Source organism: Caldimonas mangrovi (assembly GCF_023721835.1).
GTDB lineage: Bacteria > Pseudomonadota > Gammaproteobacteria > Burkholderiales > Burkholderiaceae_C > Caldimonas > Caldimonas mangrovi.
The window spans coordinates 103,902-128,666 of record NZ_JAMKFE010000002.1 but is presented as its reverse complement, the minus strand read 5'-3'; the positions used below and the strand labels follow the sequence as shown (position 1 = coordinate 128,666).

The window sequence follows — 24,765 nt, the reverse complement described above, 5'->3', positions numbered from 1 at the left end:
GATTGTGAGTTGGGCGGCGAGTTCAGCCGCCGGCAGGGGCATCGCTGCGCCCGGGTAGACTGCCGGCGTTTGCCAGACCGAGCACCGATGCAGATCCGCGTTCTGGGCCGCGTCGAGTACGCGCCCACCTTCGAAGCGATGCGTGCCTTCACCGAGGGGCGCGCCGACGACACGCCCGACGAGTTGTGGCTGTGCGAGCACCCGCCGGTCTACACGCTCGGGCTGGCGGCCAAGGCCGAGCACCTGCTGAACCCCGGCGACATCCCCGTCGTACAGACCAACCGCGGCGGCCAGGTCACCTATCACGGGCCAGGGCAGGTCGTCGCCTACCCGCTGGTCGACCTGCGCCGGCTCGGCATCTATGTGAAGGAATACGTCTACCGCGTCGAGCATGCGGTGATCCAGACGCTGGAGGGCTACGGCGTCACCGGGCACCGGGTGGCCGGCGCACCGGGCATTTACGTGCATCTGGCCGATCCGTCCGGCCACGCCCGGCTGACCGGCCCGCGCACCGACCCGTTCGCCGGCCTCGGCAAGATCGCGGCGCTGGGTATCAAGATCGCCAACCACCGGGCCTATCACGGCGTGGCGCTGAACGTGAAGATGGACCTGAGCCCCTTCGACGGCATCAACCCTTGTGGCTACGCAGGGTTGAAGACCGTCGACTTGGATACACTTCGGGTTTCTACTGACTGGGGCACCGCCGCGACTCGCCTGGGTGAGCGTTTGGCGACACACTTGAGCCCCTGACGCCCAGGCACTCCGCCGGGGCGAGCCTGGAGAGCGCCCGAGATGTCCACCCCCAACGTCGTCCACCAAGCCCAAGATGCGGCCGATTACGATGCGACCGCCAAGCAGAAGGCCCAGGCCAAGACGGCGCGCATCCCGATCAAGGTCGTCCCCGCCGAGCAGCTGAAGAAGCCGGACTGGATCCGCGTCAAGGCCGGCTCGCCGACCACGCGCTTCTACGAGATCAAGCAGATCCTGCGCGAGCACAAGCTGCACACGGTCTGCGAGGAAGCCTCGTGCCCCAATATCGGCGAATGTTTCGGCAAGGGCACGGCGACCTTCATGATCATGGGCGACAAGTGCACCCGCCGTTGCCCGTTCTGTGACGTCGGCCACGGCCGGCCCGACCCGCTGGACGCCGACGAGCCGCTCAACCTCGCCAAGACCATCGCCGCGCTGAAGCTCAGCTATGTCGTGATCACCAGCGTCGACCGCGACGACCTGCGCGATGGCGGCGCCGGCCACTTCGTCGAGTGCATCCGCACCACGCGCGAGCTGTCCCCGGCCACCCGCATCGAGATCCTGACGCCCGACTTCCGTGGCCGCATTGACCGCGCGCTCGACATCCTGAAAGCCGCACCGCCGGACGTGATGAATCACAACCTGGAGACGGTGCCGCGGCTGTACAAGGAAGCCCGCCCGGGCTCGGACTACCAGTTCTCGCTGAACCTGCTCAAGCGCTTCAAGGCGTTCGCGCCCGAGGTGCCGACCAAGAGCGGCCTGATGGTGGGCCTCGGCGAGACCGACGACGAGATCCTCGACGTGATGCGCGACATGCGCGCGCACGACATCGACATGCTGACCCTCGGCCAGTACCTCGCCCCCAGCGGCCACCACCTGCCGGTGCGGCGCTACGTGCACCCGGACACCTTCAAGATGTTCGAGGAAAAGGCCTACGAGATGGGCTTCACGCATGCGGCGGTCGGCGCCATGGTGCGCTCGAGCTATCACGCGGACCAGCAGGCGCACGGGGTGTTGCAGGGGCGGTAACTCCGGCAGCCCTTTGCGGCCAGGCGCCCGAGTGGCGCCTTTGATTTTGCCCAAAAGAGGCACTGAAAACGTTGCTTCAAACGGGGCGGAGACTCAGGTTTCGCAGGCACTTCTACCTGCCGCTCGTGCTGCCGCACGTGTCGCTCGCCTGCTCGCCGCAAGCGGGTGCCGTGGGCCGCTGAGGCAGGTGCTTCGCGATACAGTGGCGGCATCCTCGCACCTGGCCGCCACCGTGAACACCCCCGCTCTCAGCCTGCGCCGCTACGGCGATTCCAAGGGCAGCCATGCGCACGAGCACTTCCAGGTGCTGTGGGGCTGGCAGGGCGCGCTCGAGCTCGAGATCCAAGGACGCGGCCTGCGCATGACCAGCGGCCGCGCAGCCGTCATCGCGCCCGGCGACCGGCACGACTTCTGGTCGAGCGCGGGCAGCGCCTGTTTCGTGCTCGACAGCTTCGACGCCAGCCCCGTGCTCGCCGCGCTGGCCGGCCGGGTGGTCGATACCGACACGGCTGCCTTGCATCTGCTGCGCTTCCTGTCGTCGAGGCACACGCTGGACGACGCGCTGCAGGCACCGGCGGTCGCGATGCTGCTGTCCACGCTGCCGGCGCAACCCTGCACCCGCTCCCTCGCGCGCCGCATCGACTGGCCGGCCATCGACGCGTGGATCGACGTGCACATCGCCGAGCCGATCGCGGTGGCGCAACTGGCCGCCCTGGCCTGCCTGAGCCCGTCGCAGTTCGCCGCGCGCTGCGTCGACGAAACCGGCATCGCGCCGATCGCCTATGTCCGCGAGCGGCGCCTGCAGCTGGCGCGCCGGCTGCGCGCCGAAGGCTGGCCCGTGCAGCGCATCGCCGAACGCTGCGGCTACCGCTCGCCATCGGCGCTGACCGCCGCCCTGCGCCGGAGCTGAGCGGCATCGTCGTCTCGCGACGAAGCGCCGTCGTTGCACGACGGCGTGCCGCCTCGCAAGCGCGTAAGCTCGCGGCCCATGTCGCCTCGTCTCGTCTCTGTTTCCACGCTGTGCGCCCTCGGCGCGATCGCGCTATGGGCGCTGCTCGCCACGCTCGGCGTTGCACTCGCGCACCTGCCGCCGTTCCTGTTGACCGGCCTCGCGCTGCTGATCGGCAGCCTGCCGGCCTGGCCTCGCTGGCGCGAGTGGCGCGTCCCGCCGTCGACGCTCTTGCTGGGCATCTATGGCCTGTTCGGCTTCCACTTCCTGCTGTTCATCGCGCTGCGGTACGCACCGCCGGTCGAGGCCAACCTCGTCAACTACCTGTGGCCGCTGCTGATCGTCGTCATGGCGCCGCTGTTTCTCGCCGGGATGCGGCTGCGTGCCGTCCATGTGCTGGCCGCGGCGGCAGGTTTCACCGGCGCAGCGCTGGCGATCGTCGGCGGGCGCCCGCTGTCCGGCGCATGGGCGTGGGGCTACCTGCCGGCCCTCGGCTCGGCCTTCATCTGGGCCAGCTATTCACTGCTGACCAAGCGCGTCGCGGCCTTCCCGACCGCCGCGATCGGTCTGTTCGGACTGGTCTCCGGTGTGATGTCGCTCGTCTGCCACGCGCTGCTGGAGCCAGCGATTGCCCTGAGCAGCCGCGACTGGCTGCTGGTGGTGGTGATGGGGCTGGGGCCGCTCGGCGCAGCCTTCTTCCTGTGGGACATGGCGTTGAAGCGGGGGGACCCCCGCCGCATCGGCGTGCTGAGCTACCTGACGCCGCTGGCCTCGACAGTGCTGCTGGTGCTCGCGACCGGACGCGGCTTCACGCTGTGGATCGCCGGGGCCGCGGCGCTGATCATCGGCGCAGCGGTCATCGGGATGAGAGCCCGGGGATGATCAGGTCGTCTCTGCCAGCAGCGTCTCGACCAACCGGTGAAGCGCCGCGAAATCGGGCTCGCCGATGTAGCGCTTGACGACTTCACCGCGCTTGTTCAGCAGATAGGTGGTCGGTGTGAGTTTGACGTCGCCGAACTGCCGGGCCACCTCGCCGGTATTGTCGATCGCCACCTTGAACGGCAGCTTGCGCGATTCGGCGAAGTTCGAGACATATGCCGGCGGGTCGTAGCTCATCGCGACCGCGACGAAGTCGAGCCCGCGCTCGCGGTATTTCTCGTAGGTCTCGACCATGTGCGGCATTTCCTTCACGCAGGTCGTGCAGCTGGTGGCCCAGAAGTTGACGAGCACCACCTTGCCCTTCAGGTCGTTGAAGCTTTGCCGGCTGCCATCGAGCAGCACGTAGTTCACGTCCGGTGCGGTCTCGCGCTGGCCGAGCGCGAAATAGCCGGCAACGCCGATTGCCAGGGCGACCGCCGCAGCGGCAAGATAGGCGGTTTTCTTCATGGAGCACTCCGTGGATCGACGCAAGTTTACGTGCAGGGCCGTGGCCTGCATCGGGTGGGGTTACGCGAGCGGCTCGCCGGCCTGGGCGCTGTCGCTGGCGGACCTGACCGACGCTGACGCCGGCGCCGGCCTGCGCACCGCGCTGGAACGCGGCGCGCTGACGGCCGTCAAGCTGCTGGGACGCACGGATGGATTCCTCGGCAACCCGAAAGTTCGCATCCCCTTGCCCGGCTATCTGCAGGATGCCGCGGGCATCTTGCGCACCTTCGGGCTGTCCAGGCGCCTGGACCGGCTGGAAACCGCGATGAACCGGGCCGCCGAGGCGGCGGTGCCGGAAGCCAGGGCGCTGCTGGTGAGCGCCGTGCAGTCGATGAGCGTGGCCGACGCCAAGCAGATCCTGCGCGGCGGCGACACCTCGGTCACCGAGTTCTTCTCGCACAGGACGCGCGATCCGTTGGCAGAGAAGTTCCTGCCGGTCGTCGGCCGGGCCACCGCCAAGGTCGGGTTGGCCCGGCAGTACAACGACGTGGTCGACCGCGCCGGGCGTTTCGGCATCGTCGATGCCCAGACCTCGCGCATCGAGCCCTACGTGACCGCGAAAGCGCTCGACGGCCTGTTCTTCATGATCGGCGAGGAAGAGAAGAAGATCCGGCGCGACCCGGTGGGCACCGGCAGTGCCATCCTGCGCAAGGTGTTCGGCGCCTTGTAGCGTTCCACGCGCCCCGGACCGTCCTACAGGCCTTTCGACAATTCGAACACCAGCGCAGACGGCAGCGACGCAAGAATGGCGTCGCGCCCGACACGGCCCATGGCCGAACTGCCGAAGCCGGAAACTTCGAACATCGAGCCTTCCTCGATGATCTCGATGAACGCGACCTCGGGTGCGTCGCGCAGGATGTCGGCGCGCAGCTGGTTGAAGCGCTCGCCGCGCAGGATCGACTCGACGATGACGGCGTGTGGCAGCCCTTCGGCGCAGAAGGCGACGGCTTCGTCGACCGAATTGACGAAGTCGACCACCAGGCCCATGTGGCGGATCGCTTCGCGCACCTGAACGCGCACGTCGCGCCTGGACGCGATCACCAGGACGTGGCTGCCAGCCAGCGGCTTGGAGTTGACCGACGACGGGAAGGCGTCGTCGTGTTCAAGCGCCGCGAGGCCCGGCAACTCGTCGCTGACAGTGCGCGGGAATTCGAGCGTCAGGGACGCGAGCGTGTCGCCGTCGGCACGCTCGACCTCCAGGCCCATCACCGCGGCGGTGTGCCGCAACAGCTGCCAGGTCATGTCGTTCAGCACCGGGCCACGGGCCGCCTGCTCGGTGCCGTGCGGCAGGTCGAGGTCGGGCGGGGTGTGGCGGAAGCGGCAATTGAGGCGCGCATGTGCCGGCCACGGTTTCATGTCCAGGCGCAGCTCGATGTTGGACTGCGCATGTGCCAACGCCCAGTCGAGCAGGGTGTTGAGCAACGTGAACAGCAGCGTCGGGTCGACGATCACCTCGACCGGTCGCAGCACCTGCCGCACCTCAAGCCCATGGGCCAGCGTTTCGCGGTTGCGGTGTGCCAGCACGCTCTGCAGCGTCTGGGTCAGGTGCAGTCGTTCATGGGACTGCCGCACCCGCCCGGTGGCAAAGCGGACGATCTGCTGGCTGGCGATGCCGACCCGCCTGGCCTGCTCCAGTTCTTCGCGCAGGCAGCGCAAACCCTGGCGGTCGATGGCACCCGTGGATGTGAGCGCATACACCCGCTCGAGCGCAGCCGTCAGCGGGCCGGCGATTTCTTCACCGATCTGGGTGACCAGGATGCGCCAGTCGTCATCGGCTCGCGCAGCGGGGCCGGTGAGCGGCGTCGGCACGCCGCCAGCCTCGGTCGAGGAGAGGTCGGACAGATCCATGGGAGGTTGCGCAGAGACGCCTGATACAGATGTCACAGTATTTCGACCGCGAGGAAGCTGCGTCCATCCCCTGAACAAGTGGCGCCGCCGTCGCGTCTCGCGAAGGCAGCCATCACGCCAGCAGCAACAGTTCGCGCAGCAGCTCTTGCGGTGCGCTGATCATCGGGTCGTGGCCGGTCGCGATCTCGACCACCCGCCAGCCGGGCTCGCTGCGCACCCGTCGCCGAGACGCGGCGATGGTCGGCAGCGCGGGATCCGTGCAGTCGATGAAGGTCTTCGGCAGCGAGAACACCCGCTGCGCGTCGAACGCCAGCGGGCTGTCGTAGACACCGCCGGGCTGCGGCGTCTGGCGTCGAGCGACCCAGTCGTAATCTTCGCCCTGCAGACCGAACACGCTCGGGTCGGCGGCCGGCAGCACGCCTTGCCGGGCGATCACCTCGCGGCGCTGCTGCTGCGTTTCCGGTGTATGGCGGCTCGACCAGCTTTCGCCCGGGTCGGGGATCACCGCGTCGAGGTAGACGAGATGACCGATGCGATCGTGCACGCGGTCGGCCACGCCGGTGACCACCATCCCGCTGTAGCTGTGGCCCACGAGGATGGCGTCTTGGAGTTCCTCGGCCTCGATCACGTTGACCACGTCCTGCACGTGGGTGGCGAGCGTCACGCCGGCGCCCACCAGGTGCTTGCGCTCGCCGACGCCGGTCAGTGCGACCGCGTGGGCCCGGTGCCCTGCCTGCCACAACCCGGGCAGCACCCGTTGCCAACACCAGGCGCCATGCCAGGCGCCATGTACGAGAACGAAATCGGCCATCCTTGCTTGCTCCTCGAAAAACTGCCTGCTCTGCGGACGCCGCCGCCGTCCGGGGCGGCAGCGCTCGATGCACGATTGTCGGCGTGCTGCGGATAATCGCCGCGATGAATCACGTGACCAAGGGTTGCGCCGCCGCGCTCACGGGCGTCGCACTCGCCGCCTGCAGCCCCGCGCTCGACTGGCGCCAGGTGCGCCCGGAAGATGCCGGCATCGAAGCGCTGTTCCCCTGCAAGCCGCTGACGCACGCCCGCACGGTGCCGCTGGCCGGCCAGCCGACCCGCATGATGTTGCACGCCTGCAGCAGGGGCGGCCTGACCTTTGCACTGACCCACGCCGAGCTGCAAGACCCTGCGCGGGTGACACCCGCGTTGGGCGAACTGCGCGCGGCCGCGGCAGCGAATCTCGACGGCACCGAGAGGGTCGTGGGAGCAATGCAGGTGCCCGGCATGACGCCCAACCCGCAGGCCTTGCGGCTGGAAGTCCAGGGCCGCCGACCGGACGGCAGCCCGCTGGTGCAGCAGGTCGCCCTGTTCACGAAGGGTACGCGCGTGTACCAGGCCAGCGTGATCGGCACGCGCTTGCCGCAGGAAGCGGTCGACAGTTTCTTCACGGGCTTGCGACTGCTATGAGGCCGGCCGGTCACAGTTGTGGCGTCGAGCCCGGGCCGAGTGGCCGATAATCCGCCTTCCATGTCCGGCATCCTGATCATCGCTCACGCCCCGCTCGCCAGCGCGCTCAAGGCGTGCGCCTCGCACACCTTCCCCGACTGCGCGGCGACGTTGGAAGCGCTGGACGTGCCCCCCGACACGCCGGTGGAACAGGTCGAGGCCCAGGCGCGCGCGCTGCTCGCCAAGGTGCGCAATCCCGACGCGCTGATCCTCACCGACGTCTTCGGTGCCACGCCCTGCAACATCGCCCAGCGCCTGGCCGACGGCGTGTCGGTGAAGGTGGTGGCCGGTGCCAACGTGCCGATGCTGTGGCGCAGCCTGTGCTACCAGAACGAGCCGCTCGACGCGCTGGTCGCGCGAGCCGTCACCGGCGCCACGCAGGGCGTCATGCAGGTGGCCACCGCCCGGCCGCAGAATCAGGCTCAAAAACCCGGACATGATCAAAACGCCCATCAGCATCAGCAATAAGCTCGGCCTGCACGCGCGGGCCTCCGCCAAGCTCACCAAGCTGGCCGCCTCCTTTCAGAGTGACGTCTTCATGAGCCGCAACGGCCGGCGCGTCAACGCCAAGAGCATCATGGGCGTGATGATGCTGGCCGCCGGGATGGGGTCCGAGATCGAGATCGAGGTCACCGGCCCCGACGAGCAGGCCGCGACCGATGCGCTGGTTGCGCTGATCAACGACAAGTTCGGCGAAGGCGAATAGTCCTGCGTCCGCGTGCGCTCCGGCGAAAAGCCGCCCCGTGGGCGGCTTTCGTGCATCTTCCCCTGCGAGGGAGGGCGGTGTCAGGCCCCGAGGAAATGCCGCCGGTACTTGGCCGGCAGGTCCTGGATGCGCATCAGCATCGGCAGGTCGGCGGTGTTGAAGTCGGGGTCCCAGGCCGGGGCGCCGAGCACCTTCGCGCCGCAGCGCAGGTAGCCCTTGATCAGCGCAGGGGCCTCGACCTGCAGATCGTGCTCCAGCTCTTCGACCGGCAGCGGCAGGCGCGGGCGCACCTGCAGCTCGATCGGCGCGAGGTGGGTCTGGCGCAGCTGCTGCCACAGGCTCGCAGCAACGTGGCCGCCGTCGCGCATGCTGATGCTGGCGCAGCCGATCATCGTGTCCAGGCCGTTGCGCACCATGAACTCGGCCAGCGCTCCCCACAGTGCCAGGATGGCGCCGCCGGAGCGGTGGTCGGGGTGCACGCAGGAACGTCCCAGCTCCACCATGCGCGGGCGCAGGTGGCGCAGCCGGGTCAGGTCGAATTCGGTCTCGCTGTACAGGCCCCCGATGCGCCGGGCGGCCGCGGGCGTCAGCACGCGGTAAGTGCCGATCACCGGCCCGCGCTCGTCGCCGTCGGTGGTGGCGCGCACCAGCAGGTGCTCGCAGTACGGATCGAACACATCGATATCGTGGCCGGCGGGCGCCCCCTTGGGCGGCGACAGGCGAGCGCCCATCTCCTCGGCGAAGATCTGGTATCTCAGGCGCTGCGCTTCAAGAACCTCGTCCTCATGGCGAGCCCAAACCACTTCCAGTTTCGGACGTGCAGCATGCGCAGCCCGGGCAGCGGGGTCCGGGCGTTCGTGAAGTGACCTCCGTGGCGCTCGGATCTCGGAAATGGGCAGCGTCGGCAACGGCAGGTCCCTCATGACTTCTCTCCTTTCAGACGTGTCACGAAGATTAAGGAACCGGGGTGACGCGTCCATGACCTCCGGATGACCGTTCCGTGACGCCGTGCCTGGCGCCCCGGCGAACCTGGGGGCTTTCCGTGTTTCCCCGTCCCCTTTTGCCCCCGCCACGTGTTACGTTTGCGCACAACCATGCATTCGTCCCCTCGCTTCCGCCGTCCGGCGCTCCGGCTCACTTGGGCGCGCTTCCGGGAATGGCTGCGCGAGGCACCGCCGCTGCTGCCGGCCGCGCCGCTCGCCGATCTGTGCGCCGCGGCGTTCGCCGTGCTGGCGCTGGCGGCACTCGCCTCGATCCCCTGGCTGTGGACCTTGCCGACGCAACCGCCGGCGAGCGTGGCCGCGTCGGTGCTGGCCGCCGCGGCGCTGCTCGGCCTGCGCCGCCGCGCGCGCTCCGGGTACGCGCCCTGGCTCCCCGCTGCCGGGGTCGCGGTGTGGCTGGCTGCCACCGGTGTATGGATGGCGCAGACGCAGACCGCCGCGACCTTGCAGGCCTTGCTGTGGCTGCCGGCAGTCCTGTCGACGGCGCTGATCTTCGGTGCGCCCGCCGGCTGGGCGGCATGGGCCGCGGCCAGCGGCGCGGCCTATGTCCTGGCGCACCTCGGTGTCGGCTTGGCGGGCGGCCCCTTCGTGGGGCTGGCGCTTGCCGGCTGCCTGCTCGGCCTGGCGCTGCGCCGGCCCTTGGCATCGCGGTCGCCTGCGAACGGCAGGAAGGCCGACCTCGACCAGGAATTGCACGATCTCACCAGCCGGCTCGAACTGGCCGCCGAGACCGCCGACTTCGGCGTCTGGGAATACGACGTCGTGCAACGGCGCTTCCATGCCGACGCCCGCCTGTGCGCGATGTACGGGGAGCCCGGCCCCGCCCGCTGGGTGACGCTCGAAGAGCTGGTGCCGCGGCTGCACCCTGACGACTTGCCGGGGCTCACGGAGCATTTCGGCGACGTGCTGCGCCGCGGCCTGCTGCACGACACGCATTTCCGCATCCTGCATCCTGACGGCAGCGTGCACTGGCTGCGCAGCGTCGGCAAGGTCGAGCGGGACGCGCAAGGCAAGGCCGTGCGCGTGGTCGGGCAGGATCAGGACGTCACCGACGACCAGCTGGCGCGCCAGCGGCTGCAGCAGGCCGTGCAGCGGCACGACCTGGCGGTGCGCGCCATGCACGGTGTGGTGTGGGAATACGACGCGGCGACCGACCGCCTGGTGCGCGACACCAAGGCGCCCTCGCTGCTCGGCTACCACCCGGCGCAACGCATCCAAACTCTCGACGAGATCACGGGGCTGTGCGAACCCTCAGCGCGCGACGAGTGCCTGCGTTTCGTCGAGCGCGATGCCGAGGGCCGGCTGCTGCGGGCGATCGGCATGAACGTCGACGTGACGCAGGAGGTCGAGACCCGCGAGCAGCTGCGCGAGCTGTCCGAAACCCTGCGTCTGGCCACCGACGCCGGCCGCCTGGGCGTCTGGACCTTCGACTTCGCGACCCGGCGGGTCAGCATGGACGCCGTGGGGCGCGAACTGCTCGGAGCCGGTGACGCGCCGCTCGATCACCTCGACGCGGTGACTCCCTTCGTTCACCCGGACGACCGCCCACTGCTGAAGCAGACCCTCGCCAGCCTGGAGACCGGCACCCGGCGCTTCGAGATCCGTTACCGCGTCGGCAACGGCGGCCCGGTGCGCTGGCTGCGCAGTGCCGGCCGCGTCGAAATGGACGAACAGGAGCGGCCGCGACGGCTGCTCGGCGTCAGTTGGGACATCACCGCCGACATCGACGCCCAGAATGCCCTGCGCCGCGTCAACGAACGGCTGACGATCGCGCTGTCCGCCGTGAACGCCTCGGTGTGGGAATACGACGCCGCCGCCCGACGCCTGCAGTGGGACGAGCGCGGCATCGACCTGTTCGGGGCCGACCCGAACGAAAGCCTGCGCGCCTGGCAGCACCAGCTCACGCCCGATACCGCGCAACAGACCATCGACGCGCTGCGCTCGCACATGCAGGATCCGCACTGCATGACCTTCGAGGTCGAGTACACCATCCGCCACCCGCAACGCGGGCTGCGCCACATCCGCTGCGTGGCGCGCAATGAACGCGACGCGCAAGGCCGGCTGGTGCGCACGATCGGGCTCGACCTCGACATGACCTCGCAGCGGCAGACCGCGCATCGCGCCGAAGAGCTGGCCGGCCGGCTGCAGCTGGCGATCTCTGCGTCCCGGCTGGGCATCTGGATGCTCGACCTGCGCGAAGGACGCAGCGAGTGGAACGACGAGCTGTACCGCATCTACGGGCTGGACCCCCAGCGCGTCGCCCCCAGCGTCACGGCATGGGAGGACATGGTGCATCCCGACGACCGCGACCGGGTGCTCGACGCCGCGATGCGGACCTGGACCGGTCAGCAATCCGACGTCAACGAGTACCGCGTCATGCGGCCCGACGGCGAGGTCCGCCACGTACGCACCATCCTGCGCAACGTGCGCGACGAGCAGGGGCGCGTGCTGCGGGTGGTCGGGGCGACCTTCGACGTGACGGCCGAGAAGGAGGCGACCGAAGCGGTCGAGCGTGCACGTCAGACCGCCGAGGAGGCCAACCGGTTGAAAAGCGAATTCCTTGCCAACATGAGCCACGAGATCCGCACGCCGATGAACGCGGTGATCGGCATGACCGAACTGGCTCTCGGCGGAGCGCTGCCTGCACGCGAACACCAGTACATCGCGAAGGCGAACGCAGCCGCACGCAGCCTGCTCGGTGTGCTGAACGACATCCTGGACTTCTCGAAGATCGAGGCCGGTCGACTGGAAGTGGAGCGGGTCGAGTTCTCGATCCATGACGTGCTCGAGCGCGTGACCGACGTGATCTCGCTGCAGGCGGCGGAGAAGGGGCTGGAACTTGCGATCGACGCCGACCCTGCGCTGCCCACGCGCTACGTCGGCGACCCCACCCGGCTCGCGCAGGTGCTGACCAACCTTGTCGCGAACGCCGTGAAGTTCACCGAGGCCGGCCATGTGCTGGTGCGCATCGAGCCCACTGGCGGCATGGGCGCACAGCGGCTGCGCTTCTCGATCGACGACACCGGCATCGGCCTCACCGGCGATCAGCAGGCACGGCTGTTTGCGGCCTTCACGCAGGCCGACGCATCGACCACGCGCCGCTTCGGTGGCACCGGACTCGGGCTCGTGATCTGCCGCCGGCTGCTGGACCTGATGGGCGGCACCATCGGCGTCGAGTCCCGGCTCGGCCAGGGCTCGACCTTCTGGTTCGAGCTGCCGCTGGGGCGGCCCGCCGTGCCGCCGCCGGCCATTGCCCCGCTGCTGCCGGCGGCACACCGGCGCTGGGTCATGGTGGTCGACGACGACGAGACCACGCGCACAGCCGTCGTGCGCCTGCTGCGCGCGCGCGGGCACGAGGTGGTCGAAGCCCGCACCGCGCACGAAGTGCGCGGACACTGGCACATGCACCGGCCCCTGGGGCTGCAGCAATCGGCCGCCGTCGTCATCGACGCCGGCCTGCCGGACCGCGCCGGCCTGTCCCTGGCCGCCGAACTGGCGCGCGATGTGCCGTCGCCGAGGCTGATCCTGACCTGCCGGCCGCACGAGCACGACACGCTGCGCGCCCAGCTGACGTCGCTCGCGGCACACGCCTGCCTGACCAAGCCCTTGCTACCGGCCCGACTGGCGGCCGCACTCGACGACGACGGCAGCGGCGACACGAGCGCGCCGGCAATGCTGCCAGCGGCACCGTCGCTGCGCGGCATGCGCGTGCTGTTGGCCGAGGACAACCCGCTCAACCGAGAGCTGGCGATCGAGCTGCTGCAACGCGCCGGCGTGCAGCTCAGTACCGTTGGCACCGGCGCCGAAGCGCTGGAAGCCGTGCAACGCAGCACCTTCGACGCGGTGCTGATGGACGTGCAGATGCCGAGCATGGACGGCTTCGAGGCGACCCGCTGCATCCGCGCGCTGGGCGGCCACCACGCCTTCCTGCCCATCATCGCGATGACCGCCCACGCGATGGCCGGCGACCGCGAACGCTCTCTGGCCGCAGGCATGGACGACCACCTGTCGAAGCCCATCGACACCATGGTGCTGCTGCGCACCCTGCAGCGCTGGGGCCGCGGTCATGCAGACGGTGCGGCGTTGTCGACCTTTCCCGCGCCGCTGGCCGAACTTCGCAGCACGCCCGACGAAGGCGCCCGGGTGCTCGACGTCGACGCCGGCCTGCGCAGCTGTGGTGGCAGCGAGTCGATCTACAAGCGCGCGCTGCAGCGCTTCGCCGATCTGTACGAGTGCAGCCCGGTGCGCGCCGGCGACTCCGCCGACACACAGCAGCGCGAAGCGCACAGTCTGAAGGGCGCTGCCGCGACGCTCGGCATGCCGCGACTGTCCGAGCTGGCGCGCCAGGCCGAAATGACGGGCCGCAGCGGCCGCACGCTCGAGCCCTTGCACCTCGATCGGCTGCAGCAGGCCTTGCGCGAGGCACGCGCGGCGGCAGTCGCCCAATTGGCACGCTGAACCCGGTCTGTGCTAGTGGATTCCGGCACTCGGCTCCGCCGCGGTGCTACCACTGGCCGAAGAAGACGCCGGCCGCCTTGTGGTTGTCGGTGGCGCGCTCGACCTGCTCGTTCGTCACCGTCGTGCGCCGCTTGCGCTGCGCCAGCCAGGCGAGCAACTGTTCGCGGTAGCGCCGGCGCAGGTCTTCGTGTGCCGGCGAGCGGCCGAGGTCGACGAACTGATCCGGATCGGATTGCAGGTCGTACAGCTGCTCCGGCGCATGGAGCCAGTACACGTAGCGCCAGTGCCGGTCCCTCAGACTCCACGCGTAGCACTGGTCGACCGCCAGGCCCAGGCGCCGTCGCGCCGCCTTGTAGCTGAAGTCGAGCTCGCTGACGACCGTGTCGCGCCATTCGGGATCGGCTGCCCGTGTCAGCGGCAGCAGGCTGCGTCCTTCGACGCGGTGCTGCGCCACGGGCAGCCCCAGCGCCTGCAGCACCGTGGGCACCACGTCGACCCCTTCGACGAAACGCTCGTCGCTGGTGCCGCGCGTGGCGTCGGCCAGCGGCGAAGGATCGACCATGATGAACGGCACCCGCTGCACGGTGTCGTAGAACAGCTCCTTCTCGCCCAGCCAGTGGTCGCCGAGAAAGTCGCCGTGGTCGCTGCAGAAGATGACCAGCGTGTCCTTGAAGAGGTTCTTGCGCTCCAGTGCGTCGAACAGGCGCCCGAGGTGGTGGTCGAGTTGCTCGATCAGCCCCTGGTAGGCCGGCCTCACGGTGCGGATGCAGTCGTCGAGGCTGAAGCTGCGGCTCTCCTCGCTCTGCCGGTAAGCCTCTACCACCGGGTGGGCGTCGACCTTCTCGCCGTCGTTGCGCACCACCGGCAGACATTGATCGGCGCTGTAGCGCGCGTGGTAGGGCGCCGGCGCCATGTACGGCCAGTGGGGCTTCACGTAGCTCAGGTGCAGCACCCACGGCCGGTCGCCGACGCGGTCGAGATAGGCCAGCGCCTGGTCGGTCATGTAGGCAGTCTCGGAATGCTCCTCGCGCACGCGTGCCGGCAGGTGCACGTTGCGCATGTGCCAGCCGCTGACGATGTCGCCGCTCGGGCCGACCGCCGAGATCACGTAGTCGCTCCACGGGTCGACGCTGTCGTAGCCGCGCGAGCGCAGAAAGGCCGGGTAGCCGCTTTCCTCGCCCGGCGGATGATGGCCGTCGTAGCGGTCGACCTCTTCGAAGCCGCCGCGCGTCAGCAGCGTATGCAGCTCGCTGCCGCCTTCGAGCTGCAGGCGCGCCAGCCCGGCGTGGTCGACCATCACATGGGTCTTGCCGGCCAGCGCGAGCTGCAGGCCGTGCGGGCGCAGGTATTCGCCCAGCGTCACCTCGCCGACCGACAACGGCACCCGGTTCCAGGTCGCGCCGTGGCTGGACGGGTAGCGGCCGGTGTAGTAGCTCATGCGGCTGGGCCCGCACACGCCGCTGTTGACGTAGGCCTGGGTGAAGCGCACGCCGCGCCGCGCCAGGGCGTCGAGGTTGGGCGTGCGCAGATACGGGTGGCCGGCGCACGCCAGGTGGTCCCAGCGCAGCTGGTCGGCCATGATGAAAAGCACGTTCATCGCGCGCCGCCTCACTCGCCCGGCTTGTAGCCCGACGCGCGTATCGGCGGGCCCCAGCGCTCGTAGTCGGCCTTCATGATCGTCGCCAGGCGCGCCGGCCCGTAGCCGGTCGGCTGCAACCCCATCTCGACGAGGCGCTGGTTCAAGGCCGGGTCCTGCACCGCCGCGGCCACCGCGCGCGCCAGGCGCTCCACCGCCTCGGGCGGCGTGCCGGCCGGCGCGAACAGCGCATACCAGGGCTCGGCGACGAGGTCATAGCCCAGCTCCTTGAAGGTCGGCACGTCCGGAAAGCCCGGGTCGCGCCGGGCGCCGGCCACGGCGAGCAGCCGGGCCTTGCCTGCGACCACCAGCGGCCGGATGTCGGCGACCACGGTGGACACCGCCGACACTTCGCCGGCCGCCAGCGCCTGCATCGCCGGGGCCGTGCCCTTGTACGGAACGTGCGTCAGCTGCAGGCCGGCCGTGCGAGCGAACATCACGCCGAAAAAGTGCGGCAGGCTGCCGGACGCCGCCGACGCATAGAAGCCGTGAGTCTGCGCATCCTTTTTCACCCAGGCGACGTAGTCCGCCAGCGTGCGCGCCGGGACCTGGCTCTGCACGCCGAGGCCGAGCTGAAAGTTGGCCAGATGCGCCACCGGCACAAAGTCCTTGAACGGGTCGTAGCGCAACTGTCCCGCATAGGAGTGCGGATAGATCGACATCGACGCCACCGGCGTCATCAGCAGCGTGCGGCCGTCGGCCGGCGCGATCTTGACCTGCTCATTGGCAATGCGCCCGCCGGCGCCGGCCTTGTTCTCGACGATGACCGTCTGCTGCAGCGTCTTGCTCATGTGCTCAGCGATCACGCGCGTCAGTGCGTCGCTGGTGGCACCGGCGGGGTAGCCGACGATGATGCGCACGGTGTGATCCTGCGCCGCGGCAGGCGCCGTGGCCGCGATGGCGGTGAGCATCATGAGCAGGCTCAGGACGCGGTGAAGGCTCGGCGGCATGTACGTCTCCTCGTGGTGGTGCGCCGGGACGGAGCACTTGACGCTAATCTAGAGAGCGACACGACGATTGTTGAAAACAACCATCCTCCGGAATGACCCTGAGCCTGCAGGCGCCGCGCGCGCTCGACGACTTGCTGAACTACCGCCTGCTGCGGCTGTTCGCGCTGGGCGGTGCGCCGGTGATCCGCCTGCTGGAAGGCCGCTACGGCATCGCGCGGCGCGAATGGCGGCTGCTCGCACTGCTGGCGGCGCATGGCGAGATGTCGCCATCGCAGCTGGCCACGCTGGCGCACCTGGACCGGCCGCGCACCTCGCGTGCACTGACCGTGCTGGTGGCCAAGCGCCTGGTGGGACGCCAGGTGGCTGCCGCCGATGCACGGCGCGCCCGCGTATCGCTCACGGACGCCGGCCGGGCGCTGCATGATGAGATCTTCCCCCAGGTGGCGGCGATCAACCAGCAGCTGATGAGCGTGCTGGACGACCCCACGGCGCAGGCGCTGGACGCCGCGCTGACAGCGCTGACCGAGCACGCACAGCGGCTCAACGAAGTGACGGTGCGCGACGTGCGCGCCGACCGCCGTTCCGGCGGCAGCCGGCGGCTGCGCCGTGGCGACGACATGGAATCGCCGTGAAGGCCTTTGCGCTGCTCAAGCGGCGGTGACGTCCTCCACCGGCGCCTGCGTCAACCGTACCAGCGCCGGCGGCGCCACGCGGAACACGCCGTTCGGGTGCCCCGCTGCGGCCCACACCTCGTCGAAGCGGAACAGCTCGCGGTCGATCAGCAGCACCGGCGGTTGCACATGGCCCACCGGCGAGACGCCGCCGATGGTGAAGCCGGTGCGCGTCTTGACGAATTCCGCGTCGGCTCGACCGAGCGGTCCCACCAGCGCGGCCACTTTCTTCTCGTCGACGCGCTTGTCGCCGGAGGTGACCACCAGCACCGCCGCCTCGTCGCTCTTGCGCCGGAACACGATGCTCTTCGCAATCTGCCCGACCGCGATGCCGAGCGCGTCGGCCGCCTCCTGCGCGGTACGTGCGGCAACCTCGAGGAACACCGGCGCGTGCGGGTGGCCCAGCTCGCGCAGGCGCTGCGTCACGCGGCGAAAGCCCTCGGGCCGCTGCAGCAGCAAGGCGTCATCGCTCATGTCACGGCCCCCGCTTCGCCAGCAGCGCATTCGCGACGCGCGACACCGGCTTGCGGCCCAGCACGTCGGAGATGAACTTGCCCGCATCGACCAGCCGGTCGAGGTCGATGCCGGTGTGGATGCCCAGCCCGTGCAGCAGGAAAACCACGTCCTCGGTCGCCACGTTGCCCGTCGCGCCCTTCGCATACGGGCAGCCGCCCAGCCCGGCAATGCTGGCGTCGAAGGTGTGCACGCCCAGTTCCAGGCTGGCATAGACGTTGCCGATGGCCTGCCCATAGGTGTCGTGGAAGTGCCCGCTCACATCGGCCACCGGATAGTGCTTCAGGGCGCGCTCCATCGCGGCCTGCACGCGCCGCGGCGTGCCGACGCCGATGGTGTCGGCGATGCCGACATGGTCGACGCCGATCTCCTTCATCAGCCGCACCACCCGCTCGACCTCGTCGGGGCTCACCTCGCCCTGGTAGGGGCAGCCGAGCGCGCACGAGACCGCGCCGCGCACCTTCAGGCGCCGCTCGCGCGCAGCCTGCACCACGGGACGGAAGCGCTCGATCGACTCCTCGATCGAGCAGTTGATGTTGCGCTGGCTGAAGGCCTCGCTGGCAGCGCCGAAGACCACGATTTCGTCGGGCCGGCTCGGCAGCGCCGCCTCGAACCCCTTCATGTTGGGCGTCAGCACCGAATAACGGACGCCGGGCTGGCGCTGCAGACCGGCCATCACCTCGGCGTTGTCCGCCATCTGCGGCACCCACTTGGGACTGACGAAGCTGGTGACCTCGATCTCGCGCAGGCCTGCGGCCTGCAGGCGGTGCACCAGTTCGATCTTGTGCGCGGCATCGACCGGCTGCTTTTCGTTCTGCAGGCCGTCGCGCGGGCCCACGTCCACCAGGGTGACACGGTCAGGAATCATCGGTTCAGCTCCAACAGGTCCGTCATTGTGACTCCCCCTTAGGGAGGATCGCCCCCGTTCGGGGGGTGTCCAGCGCCGTGTGACAGGAGAAAAATGTCCACAGCATCCTTCCACGAGGTGTGCCATGGACAGCAGCCCCTACCGCTTTCGCGTCGCCACCCGGATCCACTACGGCTTGCTCAAGCACATCGGCGAAGGCATCGACCTGCCGACCATGCTCGAGCGCGAAGATTACGCACTCGATGTGCTGCAGGTTTGCCGTGCCAGCGGCAACGCCGAGCTGCAGCACCTGGCCGAGGCGTTCGTCGCTGCCAGCCGCCAGCGACCCGGCCGTGCCCCCCATGCGCCGTCGCTGAGTGCCGACACCTCCGGCTTCGGTCTGACCGAACCGCCCCTCGACACCGGAGCAGCCTCGGCCGTCCCGTCCGAGCGGGCCCGCCTGGGCGGCTGGTTCGGCCCCATCGACCTGTTCGGGCTGCGCCGGCCGCACCGCTGACTCACGCCGGTTTTTTCAGCCGCAGCAGCTCGGCGCCTTCGCCAACCTGATCGCCGACGCCATAGAGCACTTCCTCGACCAGGCCGTCGGCGGGTGCCGCGATGGTGTGCTCCATCTTCATCGCCTCCATCACCGCCAGCGGCTGGCCCTTGTGCACCTTCTGGCCGGCACTCACATGCAACGCGATCAGCTTGCCCGGCATCGGCGCGGTGAGCCGGCCGGCGTCGTGCGAGCCTTCAGCCGCATGGGCGATGGCGTCGATCCACACGAGCGACAAACTGCCCTGCGGTGCGAACACCGCGTAGCTCTCGCCTTGTCGGTAGACCGCCAGTTCCCAGCGGTCGGCACCCAGGCTCACGTCGAAGCGGTCGCCGCCGAGCGAACGTGCGCGCAGCGGGTGCTGCGCCTCGCCCAGTTGCAGCAGATGCGAGCCGTCGTGCTGGTAGGCGAGATACGCCACATGCCGCTGCCCGCCCACGTCGAGTTCCATGCGGCGCCGCGCGGCGCCATGCAATCGCCAGCCATCACGGCGCGACCAAGGGTCGGCATTCTCGAACTGCGCTTCTTCGGCCAGCACGCGCGCGGCCACGCCAGCCACCGCGCAGGCCAGGTCGAGGCCCGGGCCGCCGAACAGCACGTCGCGCTCGCGTTCGATCAGCGCGGTGTCCAGGTCCGCGGTGGTGAACGAACGGCTTGCGGCCACGCGTCGCAGGAAGGCTGCGTTGGTGTGCAGGCCGACGATATGGGTGTCCGCCAGTGCGGCGTCGAGCCGCGACAGCGCCTGCTCGCGCGTCTCGCCGTGCACGATCAGCTTGGCGATCATCGAGTCGTAGTACGGCGAGATCTCGTCGCCCTCGCGCACGCCGGCGTCGACGCGCACCGGCGCCACGTCGAACTCCGACGCGCGCGGCATGCGAAACACCCGCAGCCAGCCGGTGGCGGGCAGGAATTGGGCTTCCGGGTTCTCGGCGCACAGGCGTGCCTCGATCGCATGGCCACGGATGCGCAATTCGTCCTGCAGCGCCGGCAGCCGCTCGCCGGCTGCCACACGCAGCTGCCACTCGACCAGGTCGTGCCCGGTGATCGCCTCCGTCACCGGGTGCTCGACCTGCAGCCGCGTGTTCATCTCCATGAAGTAGAAGCGGCCGTCCTGCTCGGCAATGAACTCCACCGTGCCGGCGCCGACGTAGCCCACCGCACGTGCCGCCGCCACGGCGGCCTCGCCCATCTCGCGACGACGCTCCTCCGTCATGCCGGGCGCCGGCGCTTCTTCCAGTACCTTCTGGTGGCGGCGCTGCACCGAGCAATCGCGCTCGAACAGGTAAACGCAGTGGCCCTGCGTGTCGCCGAACACCTGGATCTCGATATGCCGCGGTCGCGTCACGTAGCGCTCGACCAGCACATGGTCGTCACCGAAGCTCGCTGCGGCTTCGCGCTTGCACGAGGCGAGCGCTGCCTCGAACTCGTCGGCCGACCCGACGGCCCGCATGCCCTTGCCGCCGCCACCGGCGCTGGCCTTGATCAGCACCGGGTAGCCGATGCGCGCCGCTTCGGCTTTCAGGAATTCGGGCTCCTGCCGGTCACCGTGGTAACCGGGTACCAGGGGCACGCCGGCCTTTTCCATCAAGGTCTTCGCCGCAGCCTTGCTGCCCATCGCAGCGATCGCCGATGCAGGGGGGCCGATGAACGCCAGCCCGGCGTCGGCGCAGGCCTGTGCGAAGTCCTCGTTCTCGCTGAGAAAGCCGTAGCCCGGGTGGACGGCCTGCGCGCCGGTGGCGCGGGCAGCGTCGAGAATGCGCTCGTAGCGCAGATAGCTGTCGCGCGGAGCCGAGCCGCCGATGTGCACCGCTTCGTCGCAGGCGTGCACGTGCTTGGCATTCGCGTCGGCGTCGGAATAGACCGCGACCGTCTTGATGCCCAGCCTGCGTGCCGTGGCGGCCACGCGGCAGGCGATCTCGCCGCGGTTGGCAATCAGGATCTTCTTAAACATTCCGGCCTCCCGCGGCACGATCGCCTGCGCACGCTGCGCGTGCCATGCATTCTGGCTGCGCCGCTGCGCCGGCTGCCGCCGGCTGGTCGCCGCGGTTGGCAATCAGGATCTTCTTAAACATTCCGGCCTCCCGCGGCACGATCGCCTGCGCACGCTGCGCGTGCCATGCATTCTGGCTGCGCCGCTGCGCCGGCTGCCGCCGGCTGGTCGCCGCGGTTGGCAATCAGGATCTTCTTAAACATTCCGGCCTCCCGCGGCACGATCGCCTGCGCACGCTGCGCGTGCCATGCATTCTGGCTGCGCCGCTGCGCCGGCTGCCGCCGGCTGGTCGCCGCGGTTGGCAATCAGGATCTTCTTGAACATCGATGCTCCTTCAGGCCGTCCAGCCCGGCGTGCGTTTTTCGAGGAAGGCGCGCACCCCCTCGCGTCCTTCGTCGCTGGCGCGGATGTCGGCGATGCGCCGTGCGGTGTCGTCGCGCAACTCCGTTGTGATCGGCCGGCCGGCCATGTCCTGCACCAGCCGCTTGCAGGCCTGCACGGCCTGCGGGCCGTTGGCGGCGGCGGCCCGCGCCAGTTCGTCGACCCTGGCGTCGAGCAGTTCGGCCGCGCACAGCTCGTGCACGAAGCCGATGCGGTGGGCCTCGGCGGCGCTGAAGCGCTCGGCTGTGACGAAGTAGCGACGCGCCGCCTGCTCGCCCATCGCCCGGATCACATACGGGCTGATGGTGCCCGGCAACAGGCCGAGCTTGGCCTCCGACAGGCAGAAGTGCACGCCCTCGCTCGCCACCACGATGTCGCACGCCGCGGCCAGCCCCACGCCGCCGGCATAGCAGTCGCCGTGGATGCGCGCGATCACGGGCACCGGGCAGCTGTAGATCGCCCACAACATGTCGGCCAGGCGCGACGCGTCGGCGTGGTTCTGCTCCCAGGTGTAGCCCGCCATCGCGCGCATCCAGTTCAGGTCGGCGCCCGCACTGAAGGCCTTGCCGTGCGCGCCGAGCACGATGACGCGCACGCCTGCCTCGTTGCCCAATGCGGTGAACGCCTTCGTCAGCTCGGCGATGGTGGCGTCGTCGAAGGCATTGCGCACTTCCGGACGGTTCAGGAAAACACGGGCGATCGCACCTTCAACGCAAATATCCAGTTGGTTCGGCATCTCGGTTGTCCTCACGGTTCCTCGGATGGGTCAGACCGCACGCGCAGGGGCTGGGTCGTCACATCCTGAAGACGCCGAATCTGGCGTCGGGAATGGGGGCATTGAGGCTTGCGCTCAAGGCCAGCGCGAGCACGCGCCGCGTGTCGGCCGGGTCGATCACGCCGTCGTCCCACAAGCGCGCCGATGCGTAGTACGGATGCCCCTGGTCCTCGTACTGCTGGCGGATCGGCGCCTTGAAGGCTTCTTCGTCGTCGGCGCTCCACTGTCCGCCCCTGGCCTCGATGCCGTCGCGCTTCACGGTCGCCAGCACGCTGGCCGCCTGCTCGCCGCCCATCACGCTGATGCGGGCGTTGGGCCACATCCACAGCAGCCGCGGGCTGTAAGCGCGGCCGCACATGCCGTAGTTGCCGGCGCCGAAGCTGCCGCCGATGATCACCGTGAACTTGGGCACCTGCGCACAGGCGACCGCAGTGACCATCTTCGCGCCGGCGCGCGCGATGCCTTCGTTTTCGTACTTGCGGCCCACCATGAAGCCGGTGATGTTCTGCAGGAACACCAGCGGCACCTTGCGCTGGCAGCACAGCTCGATGAAGTGCGCGCCCTTGTTGGCGCTTTCGGAAAACAGGATGCCGTTGTTTGCGACGATGCCGACCGGCATGCCGTCGATGTGCGCGAAGCCGGTCACCAGCGTCTGCCCATAGCGAGCCTTGAACTCGTCGAATTCGCTGGCGTCGACGATACGCGCGATCACCTCGCGCACATCGAAGGGCTTGCGCGTGTCGGTCGGGATCACGCCGTGCAGTTCCTCGGGTGCGTATTTCGGCTCGCGCGGCGCGGTGCAGGACACGGGCACCGTCTTGCGCCAGTTGAGCCGGCCGACCGATGCCCGCGCGATGGCCAGCGCGTGCAGGTCGTTGTCGGCAAGATGATCGGCCACGCCGGACAGTCGCGTGTGCACGTCGCCGCCACCCAGGTCTTCGGCGCTGACCACCTCACCGGTGGCAGCCTTCACCAACGGTGGGCCGCCGAGGAAGATGGTGCCCTGGTTCTTGACGATGATGGTTTCGTCGCTCATTGCCGGCACGTAGGCACCGCCGGCGGTGCAGGAGCCCATCACCACGGCAATCTGCGGAATGCCCTGCGAGCTCATGTGGGCCTGGTTGTAGAAGATGCGGCCGAAATGGTCGCGATCGGGAAAGACCTCGTCCTGGTTGGGCAGGTTCGCGCCGCCCGAGTCGACCAGGTAGAGGCATGGCAGGCGGTTGGCTTCGGCGATCTCCTGCGCCCGCAGATGTTTCTTGACCGTCATCGGGTAGTAGGTGCCGCCCTTGACGGTGGCGTCATTGCAGACGATCACGCATTCGACGCCCGCCACACGGCCGATGCCCGCGATCAAGCCGGCGCCCGGCGCATCGTTGTTGTACATGCCCAGCGCGGCCAGCGGCGCAATCTCGAGGAACGGCGTGCCGGGGTCGAGCAGCATCTCGACGCGCTCGCGCGGGAGCAGCTTGCCGCGCCCGAGGTGTTTGGCGCGGGCGGCCTCGCCGCCGCCCTGGGCGATACGCTCCAGCCGGGCATTGAGATCGTCGACCAGCGCACGCATCGCGTCGGCATTGCGGCGGAAGTCCTCGCTGCGCGGGTTGAGGCGGGATTCGAGCGTCGGCATGGGGCGGTCTCCTGCGTGCGGCCCGCACAGTGTCGTGACGACGGGCGCAGCTGTAAACCGGCAAGGGTAGGCAGCCCCAGGCCACATAGGGAGTCAACAAGGTTGCAAATCGCGCCAACGGCTACGACACTTGCGAGGTGACCAGCGCCGACCGCCCGAGCCACCCTTCCGCCGCCACCCCGATTGCCTTCATCCACGCCATGCTGCTGGCCTACGAACGCTACGGCGTCGATCCGTCAGCGGCACTGAAGCAGGCACAAATCACGCCACCGATGCTGCGCCGGCCTGGAACGCGCATCACGGCCGCCCAGATGGAGGCCTTTTCGCGCCTGGCCATGCAGCAGCTCGACGACGAGGCCCTCGGCTGGTTCTCGCGCCGGCTGCCCTGGGGCAGCTACGGGCTGCTCAGCCGGGCCTCGCTGACCGCACCCACGCTGGGCGTCGCACTGAAGCGCTGGTGCCGTCACCATGCCTTGCTGACCGACGACATCGTGTTCCGGCTCGGCGTGCAAAGCGGGGTGGCGCGGGTGCAGATCGACGAGCGCCGCGAGTTGGGTGCCATGCGCGAGCTCTGCTTGCTGACCAGCTTGCGCAACCTGCACGGCTATGCCTCGTGGGTGGTCGATTCGCGCATATCCCTGGTGGAAACCGTCTTTCCGTTCGGCCGCCCGCCGCATGCCGACGTCTACCCCCGCCTGTTTCCCGGCCCGGTGCGTTTCGGGGCGCCGCAGGCCGCCCTGTCCTTCGACGCCCGCTACCTGGCCCTGCCGCAGCGGCGGGATGAACGGGCGCTGCAGGCCATGCTGCAGCACGCGGTCCGGTTGATCGTGCTGCCCTATCGGCGCGACCGGCTGCTCGCCGAGCGGGTGCGCGAGCTGCTGCACGACCGGGGCGCCGAACTGCGCAGCGCCCCGGCGCTGGCCGATGCGCTGCACCTGTCGGCACGCACCTTGCACCGGCAATTGCGCGACGAAGGCGTGGCGCTGCAGGCGCTGAAGGACGAGGTGCGCCGCGAGCAGGCGATCGACCAGTTGCGTCGCACGGCGCGGCCGATCAAGCAGATCGCACTGGCGGCCGGTTTTTCCAACGAGAAAAGCTTTTCCCGGGCCTTCAAGGCGTGGACGGGCCTGTCGCCGACCGCATTCAGAGCGCAGACCGACGCGGCGGCGTAACA

General features: G+C 69.3%; 24 protein-coding genes. 12 read left to right on the top strand and 12 right to left on the bottom strand.

The genetic code is table 11. The annotated features are described in order from the left end of the window. Positions 1–87 precede the first annotated feature (87 nt). The 4 genes from lipB (at position 88) to M8A51_RS03150 (ending at position 3,610) form a co-directional block, all read left to right on the top strand. Entirely contained in the window at positions 88–750 is a 663-nt protein-coding gene (gene lipB, locus M8A51_RS03165) for a lipoyl(octanoyl) transferase LipB (protein WP_251776678.1), read from the top strand. Positions 751–792: 42 nt separating this feature from the next. Continuing rightward, positions 793–1,779 (top strand): lipoyl synthase, encoded by a 987-nt coding sequence (gene lipA, locus M8A51_RS03160; RefSeq protein ID WP_251776677.1) that lies wholly within the window; start codon positions 793–795, stop codon positions 1,777–1,779. Between the two features lie 232 nt (positions 1,780–2,011). Then, on the top strand, positions 2,012–2,689 hold the full coding sequence (locus tag M8A51_RS03155) for a helix-turn-helix domain-containing protein (protein WP_251776676.1): 678 nt from the start codon (positions 2,012–2,014) through the stop codon (positions 2,687–2,689). Between the two features lie 78 nt (positions 2,690–2,767). Next, positions 2,768–3,610, top strand: a complete 843-nt coding sequence (locus M8A51_RS03150) for a DMT family transporter (protein ID WP_251776675.1) — start codon at positions 2,768–2,770, stop codon at positions 3,608–3,610. Here the strand turns inward: M8A51_RS03150 and M8A51_RS03145 are convergent, their stop codons facing one another. Further along, the gene (locus tag M8A51_RS03145) at positions 3,611–4,114 is read right to left on the bottom strand and encodes a TlpA family protein disulfide reductase (RefSeq protein WP_251776674.1); all 504 of its coding nucleotides are present in this window, start codon (positions 4,112–4,114) and stop codon (positions 3,611–3,613) included. 10 nt (positions 4,115–4,124) lie between these two features. Here M8A51_RS03145 and M8A51_RS03140 point away from each other — a divergent pair, with 10 nt between their 5' ends. Continuing rightward, positions 4,125–4,823, top strand: coding sequence for a DUF4197 domain-containing protein (locus M8A51_RS03140; protein WP_407062197.1), 699 nt, complete (start codon positions 4,125–4,127; stop codon positions 4,821–4,823). 23 nt (positions 4,824–4,846) lie between these two features. On the opposite strand, the gene M8A51_RS03135 is transcribed toward M8A51_RS03140, so the two are convergent. Next, a complete protein-coding gene (locus tag M8A51_RS03135) occupies positions 4,847–6,001 on the bottom strand; it encodes a hypothetical protein (RefSeq protein WP_251776673.1) in 1,155 nt (384 codons plus the stop codon). A 112-nt stretch (positions 6,002–6,113) separates the two neighbouring features. Beyond that, positions 6,114–6,812: an alpha/beta fold hydrolase gene (locus tag M8A51_RS03130; RefSeq protein ID WP_251776672.1), complete on the bottom strand. Its 699-nt coding sequence runs from the start codon at positions 6,810–6,812 to the stop codon at positions 6,114–6,116. Positions 6,813–6,916: 104 nt separating this feature from the next. On the opposite strand from M8A51_RS03130, the gene M8A51_RS03125 reads away from it, so the two are divergent. From M8A51_RS03125 to M8A51_RS03115, 3 genes are read left to right on the top strand one after another with little or no spacing between them, the layout of a single operon-like run. Next, positions 6,917–7,441, top strand: a complete 525-nt coding sequence (locus tag M8A51_RS03125) for a hypothetical protein (protein WP_251776671.1) — start codon at positions 6,917–6,919, stop codon at positions 7,439–7,441. A gap of 60 nt (positions 7,442–7,501) precedes the next feature. Beyond that, entirely contained in the window at positions 7,502–7,948 is a 447-nt protein-coding gene (locus M8A51_RS03120) for a PTS sugar transporter subunit IIA (protein ID WP_251776670.1), read from the top strand. Beyond that, on the top strand, positions 7,917–8,186 hold the full coding sequence (locus M8A51_RS03115) for an HPr family phosphocarrier protein (RefSeq protein ID WP_251776669.1): 270 nt from the start codon (positions 7,917–7,919) through the stop codon (positions 8,184–8,186). Before M8A51_RS03120 ends, M8A51_RS03115 begins: the two co-directional genes overlap by 32 nt. 80 nt (positions 8,187–8,266) lie before the next feature. Here the strand turns inward: M8A51_RS03115 and M8A51_RS03110 are convergent, their stop codons facing one another. Further along, positions 8,267–9,109 (bottom strand): GNAT family N-acetyltransferase, encoded by an 843-nt coding sequence (locus M8A51_RS03110; RefSeq protein WP_251776668.1) that lies wholly within the window; start codon positions 9,107–9,109, stop codon positions 8,267–8,269. Between the two features lie 171 nt (positions 9,110–9,280). Between M8A51_RS03110 and M8A51_RS03105 the strand changes: the two genes are divergently transcribed. Next, positions 9,281–13,645, top strand: coding sequence for a PAS domain-containing hybrid sensor histidine kinase/response regulator (locus M8A51_RS03105; RefSeq protein WP_251776667.1), 4,365 nt, complete (start codon positions 9,281–9,283; stop codon positions 13,643–13,645). Positions 13,646–13,691: 46 nt separating this feature from the next. On the opposite strand, the gene M8A51_RS03100 is transcribed toward M8A51_RS03105, so the two are convergent. Together M8A51_RS03100 and M8A51_RS03095 are read right to left on the bottom strand one after the other, a co-directional pair. Further along, positions 13,692–15,242, bottom strand: coding sequence for a sulfatase-like hydrolase/transferase (locus M8A51_RS03100; RefSeq protein WP_251776666.1), 1,551 nt, complete (start codon positions 15,240–15,242; stop codon positions 13,692–13,694). 11 nt (positions 15,243–15,253) lie between these two features. Then, positions 15,254–16,231, bottom strand: a complete 978-nt coding sequence (locus M8A51_RS03095) for a tripartite tricarboxylate transporter substrate-binding protein (RefSeq protein WP_251776665.1) — start codon at positions 16,229–16,231, stop codon at positions 15,254–15,256. A gap of 92 nt (positions 16,232–16,323) precedes the next feature. Between M8A51_RS03095 and M8A51_RS03090 the strand changes: the two genes are divergently transcribed. Beyond that, complete coding sequence (locus tag M8A51_RS03090) at positions 16,324–16,863, top strand: MarR family winged helix-turn-helix transcriptional regulator (RefSeq protein WP_251776664.1); 540 nt, start codon at positions 16,324–16,326, stop codon at positions 16,861–16,863. Between the two features lie 15 nt (positions 16,864–16,878). Here the strand turns inward: M8A51_RS03090 and M8A51_RS03085 are convergent, their stop codons facing one another. Together M8A51_RS03085 and M8A51_RS03080 are read right to left on the bottom strand one after the other, a co-directional pair. Further along, positions 16,879–17,376, bottom strand: coding sequence for a YbaK/EbsC family protein (locus M8A51_RS03085; RefSeq protein ID WP_251776663.1), 498 nt, complete (start codon positions 17,374–17,376; stop codon positions 16,879–16,881). 1 nt (position 17,377) lies between these two features. Further along, a complete protein-coding gene (locus M8A51_RS03080) occupies positions 17,378–18,283 on the bottom strand; it encodes a hydroxymethylglutaryl-CoA lyase (RefSeq protein WP_251776662.1) in 906 nt (301 codons plus the stop codon). 124 nt (positions 18,284–18,407) lie between these two features. Here M8A51_RS03080 and M8A51_RS03075 point away from each other — a divergent pair, with 124 nt between their 5' ends. After that, positions 18,408–18,779 (top strand): hypothetical protein, encoded by a 372-nt coding sequence (locus M8A51_RS03075; RefSeq protein ID WP_251776661.1) that lies wholly within the window; start codon positions 18,408–18,410, stop codon positions 18,777–18,779. A 1-nt stretch (position 18,780) separates the two neighbouring features. On the opposite strand, the gene M8A51_RS03070 is transcribed toward M8A51_RS03075, so the two are convergent. The 4 genes from M8A51_RS03070 to M8A51_RS03060 all read right to left on the bottom strand — a co-directional run bounded on the left by M8A51_RS03070 (position 18,781) and on the right by M8A51_RS03060 (position 23,591). Further along, positions 18,781–20,769, bottom strand: coding sequence for an acetyl/propionyl/methylcrotonyl-CoA carboxylase subunit alpha (locus M8A51_RS03070; RefSeq protein ID WP_251776660.1), 1,989 nt, complete (start codon positions 20,767–20,769; stop codon positions 18,781–18,783). 234 nt (positions 20,770–21,003) lie between these two features. Continuing rightward, entirely contained in the window at positions 21,004–21,132 is a 129-nt protein-coding gene (locus M8A51_RS26210) for a hypothetical protein (RefSeq protein WP_259371833.1), read from the bottom strand. A gap of 10 nt (positions 21,133–21,142) precedes the next feature. Further along, positions 21,143–21,925 carry an enoyl-CoA hydratase/isomerase family protein gene (locus tag M8A51_RS03065; protein ID WP_251776659.1) on the bottom strand — a complete coding sequence of 261 codons (783 nt, stop codon included), beginning with the start codon at positions 21,923–21,925 and terminating at the stop codon, positions 21,143–21,145. Positions 21,926–21,983: 58 nt separating this feature from the next. Continuing rightward, positions 21,984–23,591, bottom strand: a complete 1,608-nt coding sequence (locus M8A51_RS03060; RefSeq protein WP_251776658.1) for a carboxyl transferase domain-containing protein — start codon at positions 23,589–23,591, stop codon at positions 21,984–21,986. 200 nt (positions 23,592–23,791) lie between these two features. Here M8A51_RS03060 and M8A51_RS03055 point away from each other — a divergent pair, with 200 nt between their 5' ends. Further along, entirely contained in the window at positions 23,792–24,763 is a 972-nt protein-coding gene (locus M8A51_RS03055) for an AraC family transcriptional regulator (protein WP_251777025.1), read from the top strand. Positions 24,764–24,765: the final 2 nt, after the last annotated feature.

Coding starts and splice junctions, on each gene's coding strand:
- M8A51_RS03055 (WP_251777025.1), top strand. CDS start 23,792: ATGCTGCTGGCCTACGAACGCTACGGCGTCGATCCGTCAGCGGCACTG.
- M8A51_RS03110 (WP_251776668.1), bottom strand. CDS start 9,109: ATGAGGGACCTGCCGTTGCCGACGCTGCCCATTTCCGAGATCCGAGCG.
- lipA (WP_251776677.1), top strand. CDS start 793: ATGTCCACCCCCAACGTCGTCCACCAAGCCCAAGATGCGGCCGATTAC.
- M8A51_RS03085 (WP_251776663.1), bottom strand. CDS start 17,376: ATGAGCGATGACGCCTTGCTGCTGCAGCGGCCCGAGGGCTTTCGCCGC.
- M8A51_RS03100 (WP_251776666.1), bottom strand. CDS start 15,242: ATGAACGTGCTTTTCATCATGGCCGACCAGCTGCGCTGGGACCACCTG.
- M8A51_RS03060 (WP_251776658.1), bottom strand. CDS start 23,591: ATGCCGACGCTCGAATCCCGCCTCAACCCGCGCAGCGAGGACTTCCGC.
- lipB (WP_251776678.1), top strand. CDS start 88: ATGCAGATCCGCGTTCTGGGCCGCGTCGAGTACGCGCCCACCTTCGAA.
- M8A51_RS03080 (WP_251776662.1), bottom strand. CDS start 18,283: ATGATTCCTGACCGTGTCACCCTGGTGGACGTGGGCCCGCGCGACGGC.
- M8A51_RS03135 (WP_251776673.1), bottom strand. CDS start 6,001: ATGGATCTGTCCGACCTCTCCTCGACCGAGGCTGGCGGCGTGCCGACG.
- M8A51_RS03125 (WP_251776671.1), top strand. CDS start 6,917: ATGAATCACGTGACCAAGGGTTGCGCCGCCGCGCTCACGGGCGTCGCA.
- M8A51_RS03120 (WP_251776670.1), top strand. CDS start 7,502: ATGTCCGGCATCCTGATCATCGCTCACGCCCCGCTCGCCAGCGCGCTC.
- M8A51_RS03130 (WP_251776672.1), bottom strand. CDS start 6,812: ATGGCCGATTTCGTTCTCGTACATGGCGCCTGGCATGGCGCCTGGTGT.
- M8A51_RS03070 (WP_251776660.1), bottom strand. CDS start 20,769: ATGTTTAAGAAGATCCTGATTGCCAACCGCGGCGAGATCGCCTGCCGC.
- M8A51_RS03105 (WP_251776667.1), top strand. CDS start 9,281: ATGCATTCGTCCCCTCGCTTCCGCCGTCCGGCGCTCCGGCTCACTTGG.
- M8A51_RS03075 (WP_251776661.1), top strand. CDS start 18,408: ATGGACAGCAGCCCCTACCGCTTTCGCGTCGCCACCCGGATCCACTAC.
- M8A51_RS26210 (WP_259371833.1), bottom strand. CDS start 21,132: ATGTTCAAGAAGATCCTGATTGCCAACCGCGGCGACCAGCCGGCGGCA.
- M8A51_RS03150 (WP_251776675.1), top strand. CDS start 2,768: ATGTCGCCTCGTCTCGTCTCTGTTTCCACGCTGTGCGCCCTCGGCGCG.
- M8A51_RS03065 (WP_251776659.1), bottom strand. CDS start 21,925: ATGCCGAACCAACTGGATATTTGCGTTGAAGGTGCGATCGCCCGTGTT.
- M8A51_RS03095 (WP_251776665.1), bottom strand. CDS start 16,231: ATGCCGCCGAGCCTTCACCGCGTCCTGAGCCTGCTCATGATGCTCACC.
- M8A51_RS03115 (WP_251776669.1), top strand. CDS start 7,917: ATGATCAAAACGCCCATCAGCATCAGCAATAAGCTCGGCCTGCACGCG.
- M8A51_RS03145 (WP_251776674.1), bottom strand. CDS start 4,114: ATGAAGAAAACCGCCTATCTTGCCGCTGCGGCGGTCGCCCTGGCAATC.
- M8A51_RS03090 (WP_251776664.1), top strand. CDS start 16,324: ATGACCCTGAGCCTGCAGGCGCCGCGCGCGCTCGACGACTTGCTGAAC.